The following is a 17,529-nucleotide window of genomic DNA, read 5'->3' as shown; positions in this document are numbered from 1 at the left end:
TTGCCTCCTGCTTGGAAAATATCGGGCTTCTCGGGATTATTCGGCGGCCAGCACCGCCGAGCGGGCGGCGGTCCAGGGGTTCTCCGGCCGCCTGAGGCCGAGGTTCTCGCGCAACGTCCTGCCTTCATAGGCGGTGCGGAACAGGCCACGGCGCTGCAGCTCGGGGATCACCAGCTCGACGAAGTCGTCGAGCCCGCCGGGCAGCCAGGGCGGCAGGATGTTGAAGCCGTCGGCGGCTTCGTTGCCGAACCATTCCTCCAGCTGATCGGCGACCTGCGTGGCGCTGCCGATGACGGTATAATGGCCGCGGGCCGTTGCCACCCATTGGTAGAGCTGTCGGATGGTGAAGTTGTGCTCGTCGGCAATCTGGCGGATCAGCGCCTGGCGGCTCTTCATGCCTTCGGTCTCCTTGCTCGGCGGCAGCGGTCCATCGAGCGGATAGCCGGTGATGTCGAGCGTCTGGCCGGCCAGCCCGTTGAGCAGGGCGACGCCGTCTTCGGGCAGGATGAGATCGTTCAGCTGCTGGTACTTGGCGCGCGCTTCTTCTTCGGTGCGGCCGACGAAGGGTGCCACGCCCGGCATGATCAGCACCTGCTCGGGATCGCGGCCGACGGCCGTCACGCGCGCCTTGATATCGCGATAGAATTCCTGCGCCGACGCCAGGTTCTGATGGGCGGTGAAGATGACTTCCGCCGAGTGGGCGGCGAGCTTGCGACCGTCTTCCGATTGCCCCGCCTGCACCACGACCGGGTGCCCCTGCACCGGGCGCGGCACGTTGAGCGGACCCTTGACGCTGAAATGTGGGCCCTTGTGGTCGATGTCGTGGAGCTTGTCCTTGTCGTAGAAGCGCCCCGATTTCTTGTCGCGGATGAAGGCATCGTCCTCCCAGCTGTCCCACAGCGCCTTGACCGTCTCGACGTGCTCATGCGCGCGGGCATAGCGCTCGGCGTGGGCAGGCTGCGTCTCGCGATTGAAGTTGCGCGCGGTTTCGTCGCCGGCCGAGGTGACGACGTTCCAGCCGGCGCGGCCGTTCGACAGATGATCGAGCGAGGCGAATTTGCGGGCGAGCGTGTAGGGCTCCTCGTAGGTGGTCGAGGCGGTAGCGATGAAGCCGAGATGCGTGGTGAGCGGCGCCAGCGCTGCAAACAGCGTCACTGGCTCGAAGCCGGCGATCTTGGCATTGCCGCCTTCGCGGGCGCCGAGCCCGACCGTCAGATTGTCGGCGAGGAAATAGGCATCGAACAGGCCGCGCTCGGCGGTCAGGGCGAGCTGCTTGTGGAACTCGAAATTGGTGGCGCCGTCGGCCGGCGCCTCGGGGTGGCGCCAGGCGGCGATATGCTGTCCGCCGCCGGGCAGGAAAGCGCCCAGTTTGATTTGCCTGGATTTGGTGGATCTGGTCATCGCGGCGTGCTCCTGGACGGATCGGAAAGGGGATCTCGGGTCAGTGGTGCGTTCAGGCGGCAAGGCCGACGCCGTAGGGCACCCCGGTTACACGGCATGCCTCGGCGACCGCCTGCTGGGCGCGGGCGTGGATGGCTTCCGACACCAGCACGCCATTGGCAAAATCCTTGTCGGAGGCGTAGATCGCGGTCGGCACGGTCAGCGCCTCGAAGAAGCCGAACAGCGGCCGCAACTGGTGCTCGACGATCAGCGAATGGCGCTCGCCGCCGCCGGTCGCGGCGAGGATGACGGGCTTGCCCCTCAGCGATGACGGATCGAGCAGGTCGAAGAAATGCTTGAAAAGCCCGGTATAGCTGCCTTTGAAAGTCGGCGAGCCGGCCACCAGGATGTCGGCGCCCAGCAGCCGTTCGACGATGTTGCGCGCCGCCGGGTCGAGATCGCCGAGGCGCCTTGCCTGCGGCAGGGACGCGCCGAGATCCTCGATGTCGAAGACGGCCGAGGCCGCGCCGATGCTTTCGGCGGCCTGCCCGACAATGTGGCTGACGAACGCCTTGGTCTTCGATGGCCGGGTCAAATTGCCCGACAGCCCCACCACGAGCTTTTTCGACATTCCTGGCTCCCTCTCAAGCGCTCTATTTTAAGATCTTGGGTCTAGTGATCTATGTTAAGTCTAGAGAGTTTGTAGAATTAAGAGAGTGAGAAAATTTCAAAGGTAGCGCATTGGGCGAACGGAGTTTGCGGCACATCGCCCGCAATTGGTTCATTCAATGCGGCGCACTGCGCCCGCAGCGCATCGACCAGCGACGCAAAGGCCTGGCAGCACCTTGTCCCTAGGGCTGCGGTGAATCAGGTCAATTTGATTCAAATCCGGCTGTGGATATTTGCTTTTGGCTAAATCGAGGCGGTCATCTTGCCGGCGGGCGGGCAACAGGGAGATGCCTATGACAAGCGACTTTGCCGCCGCACACCTGCACCTTGAACGAGCCTGCCACTATTTGAGCGGCGAGGACGAGACGAGCCGCACGGCTCGTGCGGCTCTGGATCTCCTGATCGATGCAATTGTCGCAGCGCAATACAAGCGGCCGGTGGGAGATGTTGTGGAGTTTCCAAGGCCGGCAAAGCTGGGGCAATCCGCAAGCGGGAACGGGTAATCCAACTAGCGGCGTCCCTTGTCCTGCCGGATTTACATGAACCAGGTGGCCACTAGGCCGATCGTCGCCGAGAAGATAGCGGCGGTCGTTGCCCAACCGAGTATGTTGGTGCTGCGGCTGTTCACCTGCTCGCCCATGATCCTGCGGCTGTTAGTCATCAGCATGATGAGCAGCAGCAAGGGCGGCGTCGAGAAGCCCTGAACGATGCCGGACCAGACCAGCGCCTTCATCGGATTGAAGCCGAGGAAGTTGAGGCCGGCGGCGATCGCCGTAAAAAATCCGATGGCGAGATAAAATTTGGGCGCCTCTCGAGCCCGGGCGTGCAGGCTGTTTTTCCAGCCGATGGCTTGTGCCACATCATAGGCAGCGCCGGTCGTCATGACAGGAACCGCTAGGAAACCGACGCCGATCACGCCTGCGGCGAACAGAACGCTTGCGGCCTGGCCGGCGAGTGGGCGCAGCGCCTCCGCGGCTTGCGCGGCCGTGTCGATATCGTGATGGCCCGCCTTGTAGAGCGTAGCACCCGTCGACAGGATGATGAAATACATGATGAGATTTGAAAACGTCATGCCTATGAGGATGTCCCGGCGCGAGCGGCGGAGTTCGCCGGCGGTGGCGCCCTTCCTTTGCCTGAGCGTCGTTCGCCCTTGGGCAATCTCCTCCTCGACCTCCTCATTGGACTGCCACGTATAGAGATAGGCGGACAGCGTCGTACCGATGATGGCGACCAGGATCGACAGGAACTCCCGGTTGAATTCGATCCTGGGAAGCAGCGTTCCGCGCAGCACCGCCGCGGCCTCCGGCTTGGCCAGAATGGCGGCACCGACATAGGCGAGCAGCGCCAGCGCCAACCAGCGAAAAATGTTGCGGATCAAAGTGTAGGAGCCGAAGACCTGGAGGGCGAAGATGAGGCCGGCGACGAACAGCACGATCACCGGAATGGGAAGCGGCACGAATATATTGATCGCCGCCGCCATTCCACCAAGATCTGCCGCTGCCTCGATGGTGTTGCCGACGAGCACACCCAACAGCACCGACCAGAGCAGCCACCGCGGGTAGAAGTCCTTGATGACGTGGAACAATCCGCGCCCCGACACCTGGCCGAGCTTTGATGACAGGTAGACGACCGCGTACATCATCGGCAACGTCACCGGAGCCGTCCAGAGCAGGTCGGGTCCGAAACGGGCGCCGGCACTGGCATAGGTGCCTATTGCGGAACAATCGTCGTCGGCCGCCCCTGTTATCAGTCCGAGGCCGAGCGCTCGTCCTATGCCGCCTTTGCCCTCCTTCGGTGGGATGGAATGATCGGAACCGGCCTGCCTCATTGCGACCGGACCGGGTTGCGAACGAAAGACGCGGCCTGCCATGCAATAATGGTAAGGATCGGTCGCGGCGCTGGTCTCATTTTGCTTCCTTCAACTTGCCCAAACCCGGCGTGCCATGACTTGTTCCGCGACGACGGGACAGGGGCTTTGTCTCAGGCAAAAAAGTTCGGGTTGACCGCTTCCGAACGCGAAGCGACTATCCGTTCGAGGCGAAGATCGCAGGAGGAAATGCAATGGACGAGCCCGGTCAGTGGCGCCACATGTCGAGCGCGCCAAGGGACGGCAGCAGAATCCTTGTCACGGTTCGGCCGTCCGAACAGGGTCCGGCCGAGGTCGACATGGCTTACTGGGCCCGCGCCGATCAGTTCGGCAGCGAAGGCTGGCGCGCCTCCGACTCGTCTCCAGGACGCATCGTCGAATATGCCGAACCCGAACTGAAGTGCTGGATGCCGCTGCCGTCGGCCAATCTCAGCAAGGGATCGATGCCGAGCCCCTGGGAGGGCGAAGATGTGCCGCTGGTGGATGGCTCCGGGATATGAGCTAGCGGGAAGGGTAGTTTTGATCGCTGGCGGGACAGCACCCCCCTCTGGCCTGCCGGCCATCTCCCCCACAAGGGGGGAGATTGGCCCTCATCGCGGCCTTCGCTAATCTCCGACGCTGCAAGAAGGGCGCAGCTATTGAAGCTGCCGATCTCCCCCCTTGAAGGGGAGATGTCCGGCAGGACAGAGGGGGGTGTGAAGGAATGCCAACGTCCCGGTTGGCCCGCCTCGTTAGAACAGGAATGCGGCCGTGGCGGGGTTCGGGCCGGTGCGGCCGTCGGACGAATCCATGCCCCGGATAAGCTCGAGGTCCTTCGCTTCCATCTCGAAATCGAAGACATCGAAATTGGCGGCGATGCGGTCCTGGTGGATCGACTTTGGAATGACAATCAGCCCTTCCTGAAGGTGCCACCTGACGATCGTCTGCGCCACCGACTTGCCGTGTTTCATGGCGATGCTTTCAAGCGTCGGATCGCTCAACAGCCGGCCGCTGCCCAGCGGGCTCCAGCTCTCAATGCGGATGTTGTGCCTGTCGTGGAATTCACGTTTGTCACGCTGCTGGAAGCGGGGGTGGAGCTCGATCTGGTTGACGGTCGGCGTGACGCCGGTCTCGCCGATGATCCGTTCGAGGTGGTCCTGGTTGAAGTTCGAAACGCCGATCGACTTGATCCGGCCTGATTGCCTGAGTTCGATCAGCGTCTTCCAGGCCTCGACATATCTGTCCTGGCTGGGCACCGGCCAGTGGATCAGGAACAGGTCGATCTGTTCGATGCCGAGCTTGCTCATCGTCTCGTCGAAGGCGCGCAAGGCGGCGTCGCGCTGATGTGCGCCGTTGCGCAGTTTCGAGGTGATGAACAACTCGCTTCTCGGCACGCCGGCCGAGCGGATCGCCTGCCCGACACCTTCCTCGTTCTGATAGCCTTCGGCGGTGTCGATCAGCCTGTAGCCGGCCTCGATCCCCCAGCGCACCACCTTGGCGGTGATGGCTGGATCGACCTGCCACACGCCGAGGCCGATTTGCGGAATGGCGGAGGCGTCGTTCAATCTGATTTGTTCAGGTCTATTCAGGGTAATCTGTTCAGGCATGTTCAGGTCCTTCTGCATCGCTCCGCCCGGCGCAGGCTCTATCTAGTCTGAATGGCCGCCAAAGCTAGTCGATATCAGGAGAATGTGAGGAGACGGACGTGAAGCGCTGATCCTCCGCTTCGGGCCGACAGCTCTCTGTGACCCACGGACTCCAGGGAACTCTATACAGGACGACCCCACTATCGCGGATTCTGTGGTATTCTGTGGACTATCCGAGGAGGCGACTGCGTTGACCAACAGCTTGGAAGCCGAAGGGGCAAGAGACTGGCCGCCCCTGCTGGTCGCGGCAGAACAAGGCGATGCGGAGGCGGTTCGATCGGAATTGGCGGCTGGCGCCGACATCAATCAGTCGGACGACGGCGGCTGGTCTGCACTTCACCTTTCAGCCCTCAATGACCGCACAGCTGTGGTGGAGGCGCTGATCGAAGACCCGGAAATCGACGTGAATTCCAGAAACAAGTGGAAGAGCACGCCCTTGAGCCTTGCGTCGGCCAAGGGACATTACGCGTGTATCTCAGTCCTCGTGAGACACCCCCAAATAGAGATCAACGCGCGAGCTGACTACTACGGCAGAACGGCTCTTATCGAGGCGGCGAAGAACGGGCATCTCGAAGTCGTCAAGTTGCTCGTGGAGAATGGCGCGGAAGTAAATTTGACCGACAAGACGGGGAGAAACAACGCGCTCATCGAGGCTATCAAGGGGCGGCACTACGAGATCGCGGAATACCTGCTGGATTCTGGGAAAGTGAGCTTTATCAACAAAGAGATGAGGCTAAACGCCCTGATCTGGGCTGGCAGCTGCCACAACCCTCAGCTTATCGAAAAGCTGGAAGCCGCGATCCACAGTTTCTTCAACGGCAAATAAGGGCCTCGCCCTTACTGTCGCGGGGCGCGTCCGTATCTCCCGTCACGTCGACACGCTCGATGGCGCAAACGGCCCCGCGGCGCTTCACAAAAATTATTCAACCAAACGGTTGACTATCTCAAAGCGTGCGTCTATATTCAACTACATGGTTGAATTAGAGACACCCCAGATGGACGCGGTTTTTCACGCCCTTGGCGACGCCACCCGGCGGCACATGCTTCGCGATCTCGCCGATGGCGAGAAAACGGTAAGCCAGCTGGCGGAACCGTTCGCGATGTCGCTCGCGGCGGCCTCCAAGCACATCAAGGCGCTGGAGAACGCAGGGCTTATTCGTCGAGAGGTGAGGGGCCGCACGCATCTGTGCCGACTAGCCCCTGGACCGCTGGCCAGCGCCCATCAGTGGCTCAGCTTCTACGAGCGCTTCTGGACCGGTCGTCTCGATGTTCTCGAACGCCTTCTTCGCGAAGAGGACGCACGCAAAGCCCAGGATGAGTCCAGGAAATCGCCCAACCCGAAAGAAGGAGACGAGCAATGAACCAGATGAGAACCATCGACGCCTATGGCGAGCTGAGCGAGCCCGCCACGTTCACCATCCAGCGCCTCTTGCCCGGCCCCATCGAGCGCGTCTGGGCCTATCTCACCGAGAGTGACCTGCGCCGGCAATGGATGGCCGCGGGCCAGATGGAAATGAAGGCGGGCAGCTCGTTCGAATTGGTCTGGCGTAACGACGAGCTGACGGACCCGCCTGGCCAGCGCCCCGCGGGCTTTCCCGAAGAGCATCGGATGGAGGGCCGGATCACCGAACTCGATCCGCCGCACAAGCTTTCCATCACCTGGGGAAACACCGGCGGCGTCTCCTTCTTGCTGGAGGCGAAGGGTAGCGATGTGCTGCTCACCGTCGTTCATCGCCGCCTGCCGGAACGTGCAATCCAGCTCAACATCACGGCCGGCTGGCACATACACCTCGACCTGCTGGCCGCCCGCCTGGCGGGCAAGACGCCGACCCCGTTCTGGGACGGCTGGAGCCGCCTGCGGGAAGAATACGACCGCCGCCTGCCGGCCTGATGTAACTCGCGGCGGCCATCCCTGAGGTCGCCGCCAGCAACACGAAGCAACGCTGAAACGATGAAACGTGCTTGCATCCCGCAAGCCTGATGGAGGAAGTCATGCGCAAATTGATCGCTGGAATGAAAATTTCCGTGGACGGCAAGATGGAGGGGCCCGAGGGTTATGCCGATTGGGTCGACGCGTGGTCGGACGAATACGGCCTGACGCCGCAAATCGACGCTTGCCTGCTTGGCAGCGTCATGTATGCCGGCTACGAGCGCTACTGGAGCGCCATCCAGAACGAGCCCGACAAGCCGCTGCTGATGACCGGCAAGTTACCGAAGCCGGCCGAGCTCGAATGGGCCAGCTTCGCCGCGCAGACGCCGCATTATGTGCTGTCGAACACAATGACTTCGGCGGCCTGGCCAAAGACGCGCTTCGTGCGGAATTTCGAGGATATCGCTGCGCTGAAACAGCAGCCCGGCAAGGACATCTACCTTATGGGCGGCGCCCGAATTACCGCGAGCCTTATCGATGCCGGGCTGGTCGATGAACTCAGGCTGATCGTCTATCCGCTGCTCGCCGGTGACGGAAAGGCGCTGTTTGGAACGGCGAAGAATCGTCGTGGGCTCGAACTGCGCAAGGTCGAGCAGCTTTCGGACGGCCGCGTCGGGCTGGTCTACGGGATCGACTAAAGCGCGTCGCGTTCGATCGGCCTCATGCGACGCGCTTTTTGCGCGGCATGCATTAGCGCCAACGTCAGGCAACGACGCCGCGGCAGGCCCAGGCGACATTGGCAAAGGACCTCGGGCCGTCGGGCCGGCCGGCCTCATAGGCGTCGCGCATGGCGGCGTCGGTGCGCGCCCGCTCTTCCGGGTCGAGCGCGGCCACATACTTGCCGAGCGGCCCTTCGCCGGCGGCAATCGGCGCCCAGTAATCATCGAAATTTTGGTAGTCCATGCGGATCATCAACTGGGTTTCCGTAATGTCGCGGAGACCCTGTTCGACAAAGGTCCGTTTCATTTCACCCGGCTGCATCATCGGCTGCGTGCAATAGCGGGCACGCAGCTGGCGTCCGCCTTCACTGAGCACCGCCACCGTGTCGATCATCATGCGCATCCCCGGCATGCCGCCGAGATGGTCCCATACCGTCGCCGCGACGACGCCGCCCGGCCGCACGACGCGGCGCATCTCGGCGACTGCCTTGCCGGCTTCGGGCACGAAATGGAGCACGAGCAGGGCTAGGGCACGGTCGAACGCGCCATCCTCAAAGGGCAGGGCGCAGGCATCCGCCTGACGGATTTTTATCCGCGGATCGGTGTTGCGCCGGATTGCCTCCTCGACGAAAACGGCCGAAAAGTCGATCGCCGCGACCTCACCGAGGTCAGCGGCCTTGACGAGCGCGAAGGTCAGACTGCCGGTGCCGCATCCGACGTCGAGGATCTTTTCGCCGTCGGCAAGCCCCACGAAGTCGATGAACAGCGGCGCGAGTCTTTGGCTCCAGCGGCCCATGAGCTGCTCATAGCCGGCAGCATGATGAACGTTGAAACTTGAAGTCATCGAAGCCTCCTCCCAAAGCCGTATGCTAGACTTCGGCAGCCGCTGACGAAAGCCACTTTTGGCGCGTGTTGGTTCGGCAGCCCGGAGCGCGCGAAGACATCGCCGGCCGGATTTGATGGTGCCGGCCAGCCAGCCTCCGTGGCCTCGACCACCTATTCGGCGGGCAACCCGCGGCGCTTCCATTCGCTGCGCGGCACCGGATTTCCAACACGAAAGGCAAACGACACGACTCTCGTCGCGTTCGGATCGACCTCGCAGCGAAAGCTCAGATCGTACCACTGCCCGTTTGCAGGGAACGGCGCACTGGCGACGTTCATGACCGTGCCGGCCTTCAGCCGATACTTGGGAATGCTGTCAAAAAAATAGGGGGGCGAGGCGTGGAGCAACTGCCCGCCGAGTTCCGTAGCGCAGAGCTGCCCGACCCGTTCGCCGCGCGGCAAAGCAGCCATTGCGGTTGTCGCTACCGGATCACCGGTTGCTGATTTCGAGAACAATCTCTTCGCTTCCTGAAGCTTCAAGGGCCTTTGCACTTTGGCGACATCCGCTGGCTTGGGCTTCGGCGGCGGTGATGCGCCAGGCGACGGAGCCTGGTCTTTCCCCTCGACCGCTGTGTCGGCAGGTGGCTGTGCAAGATCCTGGTTACTGGGAACTTGCGGCGCTGGCGGTTGTTCCGAACCATCCTCCGCACTGTTGCCGTCCAGAGACTTGCGAGGACCGGCGTCCGTCTCACCGAATTGGAAGACAGGTCTCTGCGCGGCGACCTCACGGCTCGCCGGGGTCTCGACCTTGGCTTCCGGCTGCTTTTCCGGCTTGGGCGGTTCAGCGGGGGACGGAGGTTTGGTTTTTTCCGGCGGTTTAGGCGGCGGCACGATATCCACTGCGATGGGCTGCTCCTTCCCTGGCTGCGAGAGCGTTGCCGGCAGTCCGAACAACAAAAGCGCGACGATGAGCAGATGCAGCGCAATCGAGGTGGGCAAGGCCCACCCGAATACCCGGCGCTGATCCCGTATGTCGTTTCTCATCGTGACCGGTGTGTGGAATGAAATATTGGCGGCATCAAGCATCGATGCCGCCGGACGTCGAAATAACCCGTTGCGAATCGAAAGTCGGCGGCTGCAACACGGCGCGTCATCCAATCGCCTGGCGTCGGCGTCCGTGCAGGGGACCGGGCCAGCAGCGCATGCAGCAAGTCGTCATTTCAGGCGGCTAGCACGCACGCCCTGCCGGCACGGTGTCACCGGTTGAAATCACAGGGAAACCGATAGCCCGCCGTCAACCGCCAGCACGTGCCCGTTGACGTAAGCGGCAGCGTCGGAGGCGAGAAACACCACGGCTCCGCCGAGCTCCTCAGGCTGGGCCCAGCGGCCCGCGGGGGTTCGTGCCTCGACCCATTTGGTGAAGGCCTCGTCGCGCATAAGTGCGATGTTGAGCTCGGTGGCGAAATAGCCGGGGGCGATCGCGTTGACGGTGATGCCGTGACGGCCCAGCTCAGCGGCAGTGGAGCGTGTCAGCCCGTGCAGGCCCGCCTTTGCCGCCACATAGGCGTGAATGGTGGGACGGCCAAGGATCGCTGCGACCGATCCGGTGTTTATTATGCGCCCGAACTTGTTTGGCAGCATCAGGCGCACCGCGTCGCGCATCATGCGGAAGCAAGCCGACAGATTGACGGCAACCACATGGTTGAAATCCTCGTCCTGCCATTCGACCAGCGGTTTCCGATGCTGGATGCCGGCGTTGTTGACCAGAATATCGAGGCGGCCGTGGCGTTCGACGATTCCTTCGAGCGACGCCCTTGAGATCGCCGCGTCGGTGACATCGAACGGCAGGGCTTCTGCACCGATCCTTTCGGCGGCCGCGGAAAGGGCGGCCATGTCGCGCGCATTGACGATCACCGTCGCGCCGTTTTCCGCAAGTGCCTTGGCCATGGCAAAACCAAGACCACGCGAGGCACCCGTGACCAATGCGACACGGCCCTTGAGCGAGAACAATTCCGGCATTGAGATCCCCTGTGAAAAGGGCGGGAGTTTCCTCCCGCCCAAAAGCACTATTTGGCGACGCAAGTGTCGGCTGTCTCCGGAGTGCAGACATCGAGGCCCGTGTAGGTCGGGTCGGCCGGCGGAGCCTTGCCCTCCTTCATTTCCTTCAGCGCCATCATCGTCTTGTAGCCCATCTCGAACGGCCGCTGGCCGACCTGGCCAAGGGAGAAACCTTCCTTCATCTGGTCGATCTGTACCGGAAGCGTGTCGGCAACGACAAGGGCCAGGGCTTTCGAGGCGATCTTGTCCTTGTACGGTGCGACCGCGGCGCGGTTGGCATCGGGAATGAACTGCGGGAAGCCACCGGTTGGGACGAATGCGTCGAGGTTCGGGTTTTTCGCCATAATATCCTCGAACTGTTGCACCGAAAGCGGGAAATCATCGTTGGTGTAGAGCGGACAGCCTTCGATTTCGGTCCAGCCGTTCTGGCCAGTCAGCCGATCCCCGGGCGAGGCCGCCGATTTGGTGCCCGAAAGTGTATCGCGAATGCCCTGCATGCGCTCGTTGTGGTTGGCCGCCGCGGCGCCGCCGGACTGGATGCAGATCGTGCCGCCTTTGGGCTTGATCTGCATGACAAGCTTGGCGAGGTTCTCGCCGATCTCATAATTGTGCGTGCCGATATAGGCAACGCGCAGATCCTTGTTTTCGGGCAGGAGGTCGGAATCCCAGGTGAGGACCGGGATGCCGGCTTCCTTGGCGGCCTGCAGCGCAACCGCCATCGCCGCGGCGTTCGATGGCGACACGGCGATGCCGTCCACCTTCTTGGCCACAAGATCCTGTACGATCTGTACCTGCTCGTCGCCGCCGCCATGCTCGCCGGGGCCAATATACATGCACTCCACGGCGCCATTGGATTCGGCTTCGGCCTTCTTGCAGCCGTCGCGTGCCTGGTCGAAGAAAGGATTGTTCATGTTCTTCGGCACCAGGGCGAAGGTGTATTTCGCCTGGGCGCCGGAAACGGCGAGCACCATTGCGCCAAGCGCCACGGCGGCCGTCAGCAGATGTTTTTTCATGTGACGTTCTCCTCCTGGGTGTGATCCCGCAAGCCTCCCGCCGGCGGGTTTCTAGCGGCGTTTTTTGGGCATCAAGACTGCCAGCGACGCGGCGAGAATCGATTTGCCGCCGGTTTGCATGCCCAAAAGAACCGCAAGAACGATGAAGGCGCCGACGAAGGCACCCTGCCAATTTGAATCGATACCGGCCATCAGCAGCGCATTCCTGATCACCTCGAGGAAGGCCGAACCGATGATCGCACCGAAGGCCGTGCCGGCGCCGCCCATGAGGCTGGCGCCGCCAATGACTGTCGCGGCGATAACGCGCAGCTCATAGCCCTGGCCCATGGCATTGATGGCCGAGCCGTTGTAGCCGAGGAGCAGGAGCGAGGCGAGCGCGGCGGTGAAAGCCGAGAAGAGATAGGCCTGGAATTTAATCCAGTTGACCGGAACGCCGGTGAGCCGTGCCGCCTCCTCATTGCCGCCGATGGCGAAGAGATGCCGGGCCCAGGCTGTGAAGTTGAATACGAAGCCGACAATCAGGGCCAGGATCACCATGGTCCAGAATTGTGACGACAGTTCTGGTATCCAATGCGGTGCCCAGTCGTTCGGACCATGCCGCGGCCATTTCCACTGACCGATTGCCTTCACGATCGGAGCATCGGGCCCGAACTGGTAGAGCATCTGGTTGGCCGAGAATACGACCGCCAGCGAGCGCGCGACGGACAGCATACCGAGGGTGACCACAAAGGACGGCATCCCGACATAGGCGACAAAGAATCCGTTGACCGCGCCACAGGCCAGACCGGAGAAAAGGCCCATGGCGAAGGCGACGTACCAGGGATAATGCCAGGTGAGGAACAGGCCGGCGACGATGACCACGAGACCCATGACGGAGCCGACCGACAGATCGATACCGCCGGTGATGATGACGATCGTCATGCCAAGTGCCATGATGCCGAAAGGTGCGAAATTGCGCGTCACATTGGCGACGTTTTCAGACGTGCCGAAGCTCGGCTCCATCGCAGTCATCAACATGACGAGCGCGATGAGCGCGATCGTCACCCAGAAGGGCTGACTTGAAATCACACGTTGGAGAACTGTTTTTTCCTTGGTCGGGACGAAATCCGACATGGCCGGCCGGCCATGTTCTTCGACTGAGCCCTGAACGCCAACTGACTCCTGAACACTATTCGCCACGGATGGCCCCCGTTATCAGTCCAGTGATTTCCTCGGGCGATGTTCTGTCGGCTGGCTTGTCGGCAACTTTCGAGCCCCGCCTGAGGACGATAATGCGATCTGCCACGGCGAACACGTCAGGCATTCGGTGACTGATCAGCATGACGCCGACTCCTTGTGCTTTGAGGCGTCGGATTAGTTCGAGTACTTCCGCCACCTGGCGCACGGAGATGGCGGCCGTTGGTTCGTCCATCAGCACCAGCTTAGCATTTGAAAGCCGGGTCCGCGCGATGGCGACCGCCTGGCGCTGCCCACCCGACATCTTCCTGACGAGGTCGCGCGGCCGGGTTTCCGATTTGAGTTCCTTGAACAGCGCTGCCGAGCGATCGATCATCGCCTGCTTGTCAAGAATCCTGATCGGCCAGAAGCCTTTCTTGATCTCGCGCCCCAGAAAGACGTTCTGCGCGGCCGTCAGATTATCGGCGAGCGCCAGGTCCTGATAAACAACTTCGATCCCCTTGGCGCGGGCCTGCACGGGCTGGTGGAAGTGGCACACCTCGCCCTCGACTACAATTTCGCCGTCGCTCGGAGGAAAATTCCCGGCCACAGTCTTGACTATCGTCGACTTGCCGGCCCCGTTGTCCCCCATCAGACCAACGACTTCGCCTCGCTCCACCTGGAAGCTGACGTTAGTCAGGGCCTGGATAGCCCCGAAATTCTTGGAGACGTGGCGAACCTCAAGCACCGGCATCGCGGTCCTCCCGGGACAACATTTTATCGGTCTTGTCCCTGGTCTATGCACAGCAGCTAATCAGCGAAACGTATTCAACACAATCATTTATTAGGTCAGGCCTCCCGGCAGTGACACGCGTCGTCTTAGGCTGTAACCTTGTAGCTGCTGCAGAGCACCGAGGGCTCGGCCGGTCCTTAAGACAATCACCAGGCGATACTCAGGCTTGCGCCGCTTCATATCCGTTTCGGGTGAAATGAGTGGGCATTTTTGCGAGCGGTGCCAACGCCTCGGGTATGGAGCGCGGCAGAACACGGGGTTGCGTCATTCAAACACACGAGGACAGTGGCCAAGCCTGTCCCTAGCGTGCGTCGGCCAGAGCGCACGTCAGGAGATGAACCCGCATTCGGGGGAGGCGAGGGTCAAGTGTTGAAAGTCCGCTCCATAACGGCGCTGCACGAGAGGGATATTCGGTCATGAATTTCAAAGGTTTGATCAAGCGTGCCGAGACTGTGGAGAGAGCGTTCAAGGAGCTCGAAACCGATTTGGCGGACGCGTTTAGCGAATGTCTCAATGTGGACGATCAGTCGCCGTTGAACGACGTCGCTGTGCCGGATGAGACGGTATCGGATGAGAATCTCCCGGCAACGGATGACAGCTCGCAGCTCGAGGCCAATGCGGACGCCTTCGAGACCGCACGACGGCTGTCCCCCCATACGCAAACCCGGCTGGCTGCCTTAAATGCGGTCGATGGGCTCTTTCACGACGCGCAGGAATATCTCGGGGAGATCAATGCGAAACTGTCGGAGATCGCGACCTCGCATCATCTGACGGGCGAATTCCTAAAACTGCTCCACGGCGACATTCTTCGCGCCAACGAATTGGAGCTGGCAAATACCGGCCTGACCGCGCAGCAAAGAGTGCTGTCCGAACAGCTCCACGAAGCGACCAGAAAGCAGCGCGAGCGCGACAGCGCTATCGAGGCCCTGCAGCAGCACGAGGCAAGCCTGGTCGAGGACAAGGAAGCACTTCGCGGCGCGCTGGCTGCGGCAAGGCTGGAACTCGTCGTGGCAGGCAATGCGAGCGCAAAACGCGAGGCCGAGTTCGGCGAGCTTGTCAAAACACTCTCGGCCAGAGCCGTCGAGGCCAACAGACGCTCGCGCGAGAACGAAATGCTGCGGGAGAAACATGTCAGCCTGTCGATCGACCTCGACAAGGCGCTGAAACGGGAGGCCGAGGCCCGGCACAGGCTGGACGAACTCTCGACTGTCCATGCCAATGACGCCGCGCAGGTTTCGGAACTGCTGGCCGCGCTTGGCAAGAGCGAGAAAGAGGAGATGCGGCTGCAGAAATCGCTCGATGTGGCGCAGACGAAGCTATCGGAAATAACGGAAGCGGCCCGCCTCAGGGACGGTGACAGAGAAGCCGAGCTTGCACGCAGTGTCGCGGAAATGACCGGCTTGCGTTCTGAAATCGAGGACCTTCGATCGCGACTGGAGGCCGCCTCCAACCACAATAGCGAAGCCGCCAGCGAGATCGCCAGGCTCAAGGCCCAAGCGAGCGACGCGGTGGCCGAAAAGCAAATTGTCGTGCAAAAATTGTCCGCTCTCACGAAGGAGAGCGAAAACGACAAGATGAACCTTTCCGCAATCAGCACGAATTTTTCGCAGCTTTCCCTGCAGCAGGCATCCGAACAGATACAGTTCGACGTCCAGAGGCAGGAATGCGAGGATCTACGAGCCGAAGTCGCGTCGCTTCAAGCCCGGGTCAAGGAACTGTTGCCCTATGAGCGGCTCCACAAGGTCACCAACGCCAGACCGCGTGAAGACGGCGTGGTCGAGATCACCGCCGCGGTGGCGGAGAAGGCCCGCGCCAGCAGGCGGCGCCTCCGCCTGCGCGCTGCTTCGTAGCTCAGGCGCGGCTGTCTGAAGGTCGACTGGTGCGAAGCGAACATCGGTCGATGGAAGCGATCGTTGGGGCTGGCCTCCCCTGCGTCAGGCTGCAATAGTGGACGCCGGTGAGGCGGAGGGGCTGAGCATGCGGCTGTTCACAAACTGGAACCACCTCCGGTGGAGGATGTTGGCCTTCATCGCCCTCATTACGCTTTCGCCGAAAGCGGCGTCGGCCGACACCATTACGCCCGACCGGATCGCCGCGGCCATTGCGAAGCTCGAATTACTGGCCGAAGGCGTCGTCGCGGATGGTAGCGTGCCCGGTCTGGCCATCGGCGTCGTGCATGGCGACGAGGTGATCTTCCTCAAGGGGTTCGGGCATCGCGAAGCCGGAAAACCGGAGATCGTCGATGCTGACACGGTCTTCCAGATTGCCTCGCTCTCCAAGCCGGTCTCCGCCACCGTCGTGGCGGCGCTGGTCAGCGACGGGATCGCTTCGTGGGATTCCAAGATCGCCGACCTCGATCCGGCTTTCCGGCTCGCTCAGCCCTATCCGACCAGCGAACTCACGGTCCGGGACCTGTTTGCGCACCGCAGCGGGCTTCCCGGCACCGCCGGCGACGACCTCGAGGACATCGGCTATGACCGCGCGGAGATCCTGCGCCGGCTGCGGTTCGTGTCGCCGTCATCGAGCTTTCGTGCGGGCTATTCCTACAGCAATTTCGGACTGACCGAGGGTGCCGTCGCGGCCGCGAAGCCGACGGGTAAATCATGGGAAGAGGTCGCCGAAGAGAAGCTCTACCGTCCGCTTGGAATGGCCTCGACCAGCTCGCGTCATTCGGACTTCATCAAGCACGCCAACCGCGCCGAGCTCCACGCCAAAATCGATGGCGCGTGGACCGCGAAGGTCCAGCGCTATCCGGATGCGCAGGCGCCAGCAGGCGGCGTCAGTTCTACCGCACGCGACCTCTCGCAATGGATGCGCCTTGTGCTCGGCAACGGGGTCTATGCCGGCAAGAGACTCATTGCCGCCGATGCGCTGGACCAGACACATATTCCCTTGATGGTTCGCGGCAAGAACCCCGTCTCCGGAGGCGAGGCCTTCTACGGTCTCGGCTGGAATATCGAATTCGGCCGGCACGGGCTGATCTGGGGTCATGCGGGCGCCTTCAGCACCGGCGCACGCAGTCTGGTGATGCTCTTCCCCGAGGAGAAGCTTGGCATCGTCGTTATCGCCAACGCCTTTCCGACAGGCGTGCCGGACGGGCTGTCCGACAGCTTCGCCGATCTCGTCTTCGACGGAACGCTGGGCAAGGATAAGGTAAAGGCATGGAATAATATCTATGCGAGCATATTCGGCCCGGTGATTGCGGCGGCCAAGGCAACCTATGCCGCGCCGCCCTCTCCAGCAAGTCCGGCCGAGCCGGCCAGTGCCTATGCAGGCCGTTACTTAAACGACTTCTTCGGCGAAGCTATTGTGTCGGGCGAAGGAGACACTCTTGTCCTCAAGGTCGGGCCGGCCGGCGCGCGGTCCTATTCGCTGAAGCATTTCGACCGCGACCTCTTCGTGACCTTCCCTGATGCCGAGATGCCGGACAGGCCCTCGGCCGTCAGCTTTGCGGTCGGCCCCGACGGCAAGGCGTCGGCCATGACCGTCGAATTTCTCGACGACAATCATCTCGGCACGCTGCAGCGCGTGGCGGATTAGCCATCGCGGCCGCGGGAG

General features: G+C 62.1%; 17 protein-coding genes. 7 read left to right on the top strand and 10 right to left on the bottom strand.

Going from position 1 to position 17,529, the window contains the following annotated elements; translation table 11 throughout:
• Window positions 1-36 precede the first annotated feature (36 nt).
• The 3 genes from NKI18_RS14070 to NKI18_RS14060 all read right to left on the bottom strand — a co-directional run bounded on the left by NKI18_RS14070 (window position 37) and on the right by NKI18_RS14060 (window position 3,877).
• Entirely contained in the window at window positions 37-1,401 is a 1,365-nt protein-coding gene (locus NKI18_RS14070) for an LLM class flavin-dependent oxidoreductase (RefSeq protein ID WP_023677301.1), read from the bottom strand.
• Between the two features lie 52 nt (window positions 1,402-1,453).
• Window positions 1,454-2,011: an FMN reductase gene (gene msuE, locus NKI18_RS14065; RefSeq protein WP_353019899.1), complete on the bottom strand. Its 558-nt coding sequence runs from the start codon at window positions 2,009-2,011 to the stop codon at window positions 1,454-1,456.
• A gap of 573 nt (window positions 2,012-2,584) precedes the next feature.
• Window positions 2,585-3,877, bottom strand: a complete 1,293-nt coding sequence (locus NKI18_RS14060) for an Nramp family divalent metal transporter (RefSeq protein WP_352617198.1) — start codon at window positions 3,875-3,877, stop codon at window positions 2,585-2,587.
• A gap of 233 nt (window positions 3,878-4,110) precedes the next feature.
• On the opposite strand from NKI18_RS14060, the gene NKI18_RS14055 reads away from it, so the two are divergent.
• A complete protein-coding gene (locus NKI18_RS14055) occupies window positions 4,111-4,416 on the top strand; it encodes a hypothetical protein (RefSeq protein ID WP_023677305.1) in 306 nt (101 codons plus the stop codon).
• Between the two features lie 231 nt (window positions 4,417-4,647).
• Here NKI18_RS14055 and NKI18_RS14050 read toward each other — a convergent pair whose 3' ends face one another.
• Entirely contained in the window at window positions 4,648-5,502 is an 855-nt protein-coding gene (locus NKI18_RS14050; RefSeq protein WP_352617195.1) for an aldo/keto reductase, read from the bottom strand.
• Window positions 5,503-5,731: 229 nt separating this feature from the next.
• Here NKI18_RS14050 and NKI18_RS14045 point away from each other — a divergent pair, with 229 nt between their 5' ends.
• The 4 genes from NKI18_RS14045 (at window position 5,732) to NKI18_RS14030 (ending at window position 8,109) form a co-directional block, all read left to right on the top strand.
• On the top strand, window positions 5,732-6,367 hold the full coding sequence (locus NKI18_RS14045) for an ankyrin repeat domain-containing protein (RefSeq protein WP_352617192.1): 636 nt from the start codon (window positions 5,732-5,734) through the stop codon (window positions 6,365-6,367).
• 145 nt (window positions 6,368-6,512) lie between these two features.
• Window positions 6,513-6,902 (top strand): ArsR/SmtB family transcription factor, encoded by a 390-nt coding sequence (locus tag NKI18_RS14040; protein ID WP_352569142.1) that lies wholly within the window; start codon window positions 6,513-6,515, stop codon window positions 6,900-6,902.
• A complete protein-coding gene (locus NKI18_RS14035; protein WP_352617189.1) occupies window positions 6,899-7,432 on the top strand; it encodes an SRPBCC family protein in 534 nt (177 codons plus the stop codon). Before NKI18_RS14040 ends, NKI18_RS14035 begins: the two co-directional genes overlap by 4 nt.
• A gap of 101 nt (window positions 7,433-7,533) precedes the next feature.
• Window positions 7,534-8,109: a dihydrofolate reductase family protein gene (locus NKI18_RS14030; protein WP_352617186.1), complete on the top strand. Its 576-nt coding sequence runs from the start codon at window positions 7,534-7,536 to the stop codon at window positions 8,107-8,109.
• Window positions 8,110-8,173: 64 nt separating this feature from the next.
• Here NKI18_RS14030 and NKI18_RS14025 read toward each other — a convergent pair whose 3' ends face one another.
• The 6 genes from NKI18_RS14025 to NKI18_RS14000 form a co-directional block, all read right to left on the bottom strand.
• Complete coding sequence (locus NKI18_RS14025; RefSeq protein ID WP_352617183.1) at window positions 8,174-8,974, bottom strand: class I SAM-dependent methyltransferase; 801 nt, start codon at window positions 8,972-8,974, stop codon at window positions 8,174-8,176.
• A 152-nt stretch (window positions 8,975-9,126) separates the two neighbouring features.
• Window positions 9,127-10,038 (bottom strand): DUF930 domain-containing protein, encoded by a 912-nt coding sequence (locus tag NKI18_RS14020; protein WP_352617180.1) that lies wholly within the window; start codon window positions 10,036-10,038, stop codon window positions 9,127-9,129.
• A 183-nt stretch (window positions 10,039-10,221) separates the two neighbouring features.
• Window positions 10,222-10,971: a glucose 1-dehydrogenase gene (locus NKI18_RS14015; RefSeq protein ID WP_352617177.1), complete on the bottom strand. Its 750-nt coding sequence runs from the start codon at window positions 10,969-10,971 to the stop codon at window positions 10,222-10,224.
• A 47-nt stretch (window positions 10,972-11,018) separates the two neighbouring features.
• Window positions 11,019-12,023, bottom strand: coding sequence for a sugar-binding protein (locus NKI18_RS14010; RefSeq protein ID WP_023677316.1), 1,005 nt, complete (start codon window positions 12,021-12,023; stop codon window positions 11,019-11,021).
• A 51-nt stretch (window positions 12,024-12,074) separates the two neighbouring features.
• Window positions 12,075-13,136 carry an ABC transporter permease gene (locus NKI18_RS14005; protein WP_352469187.1) on the bottom strand — a complete coding sequence of 354 codons (1,062 nt, stop codon included), beginning with the start codon at window positions 13,134-13,136 and terminating at the stop codon, window positions 12,075-12,077.
• A 55-nt stretch (window positions 13,137-13,191) separates the two neighbouring features.
• Entirely contained in the window at window positions 13,192-13,932 is a 741-nt protein-coding gene (locus tag NKI18_RS14000) for an ATP-binding cassette domain-containing protein (RefSeq protein ID WP_352617174.1), read from the bottom strand.
• A gap of 455 nt (window positions 13,933-14,387) precedes the next feature.
• On the opposite strand from NKI18_RS14000, the gene NKI18_RS13995 reads away from it, so the two are divergent.
• Complete coding sequence (locus NKI18_RS13995) at window positions 14,388-15,821, top strand: coiled-coil domain-containing protein (protein ID WP_352617171.1); 1,434 nt, start codon at window positions 14,388-14,390, stop codon at window positions 15,819-15,821.
• Between the two features lie 127 nt (window positions 15,822-15,948).
• Window positions 15,949-17,511 (top strand): serine hydrolase, encoded by a 1,563-nt coding sequence (locus NKI18_RS13990; protein WP_352617169.1) that lies wholly within the window; start codon window positions 15,949-15,951, stop codon window positions 17,509-17,511.
• The last annotated feature ends 18 nt before the right edge of the window (window positions 17,512-17,529 follow it).

Origin of the sequence: Mesorhizobium sp. M0800, from assembly GCF_040320095.1 — a bacterium.
GTDB lineage: Bacteria > Pseudomonadota > Alphaproteobacteria > Rhizobiales > Rhizobiaceae > Mesorhizobium.
Note: the sequence above shows the minus strand (reverse complement) of the source record. Positions and strands in the feature narration are given on the sequence as shown.

What these genes read in the sequence shown, in the direction of transcription:
- NKI18_RS14070 (WP_023677301.1), bottom strand. Translation starts at nt 1,401, where the DNA reads ATGACCAGATCCACCAAATCCAGGCAAATCAAACTGGGCGCTTTCCTG.
- msuE (WP_353019899.1), bottom strand. Translation starts at nt 2,011, where the DNA reads ATGTCGAAAAAGCTCGTGGTGGGGCTGTCGGGCAATTTGACCCGGCCA.
- NKI18_RS14060 (WP_352617198.1), bottom strand. Translation starts at nt 3,877, where the DNA reads ATGAGGCAGGCCGGTTCCGATCATTCCATCCCACCGAAGGAGGGCAAA.
- NKI18_RS14055 (WP_023677305.1), top strand. Translation starts at nt 4,111, where the DNA reads ATGGACGAGCCCGGTCAGTGGCGCCACATGTCGAGCGCGCCAAGGGAC.
- NKI18_RS14050 (WP_352617195.1), bottom strand. Translation starts at nt 5,502, where the DNA reads ATGCCTGAACAGATTACCCTGAATAGACCTGAACAAATCAGATTGAAC.
- NKI18_RS14040 (WP_352569142.1), top strand. Translation starts at nt 6,513, where the DNA reads ATGGTTGAATTAGAGACACCCCAGATGGACGCGGTTTTTCACGCCCTT.
- NKI18_RS14035 (WP_352617189.1), top strand. Translation starts at nt 6,899, where the DNA reads ATGAACCAGATGAGAACCATCGACGCCTATGGCGAGCTGAGCGAGCCC.
- NKI18_RS14030 (WP_352617186.1), top strand. Translation starts at nt 7,534, where the DNA reads ATGCGCAAATTGATCGCTGGAATGAAAATTTCCGTGGACGGCAAGATG.
- NKI18_RS14025 (WP_352617183.1), bottom strand. Translation starts at nt 8,974, where the DNA reads ATGACTTCAAGTTTCAACGTTCATCATGCTGCCGGCTATGAGCAGCTC.
- NKI18_RS14020 (WP_352617180.1), bottom strand. Translation starts at nt 10,038, where the DNA reads ATGCTTGATGCCGCCAATATTTCATTCCACACACCGGTCACGATGAGA.
- NKI18_RS14015 (WP_352617177.1), bottom strand. Translation starts at nt 10,971, where the DNA reads ATGCCGGAATTGTTCTCGCTCAAGGGCCGTGTCGCATTGGTCACGGGT.
- NKI18_RS14010 (WP_023677316.1), bottom strand. Translation starts at nt 12,023, where the DNA reads ATGAAAAAACATCTGCTGACGGCCGCCGTGGCGCTTGGCGCAATGGTG.
- NKI18_RS14005 (WP_352469187.1), bottom strand. Translation starts at nt 13,136, where the DNA reads ATGTCGGATTTCGTCCCGACCAAGGAAAAAACAGTTCTCCAACGTGTG.
- NKI18_RS14000 (WP_352617174.1), bottom strand. Translation starts at nt 13,932, where the DNA reads ATGCCGGTGCTTGAGGTTCGCCACGTCTCCAAGAATTTCGGGGCTATC.
- NKI18_RS13995 (WP_352617171.1), top strand. Translation starts at nt 14,388, where the DNA reads ATGAATTTCAAAGGTTTGATCAAGCGTGCCGAGACTGTGGAGAGAGCG.
- NKI18_RS13990 (WP_352617169.1), top strand. Translation starts at nt 15,949, where the DNA reads ATGCGGCTGTTCACAAACTGGAACCACCTCCGGTGGAGGATGTTGGCC.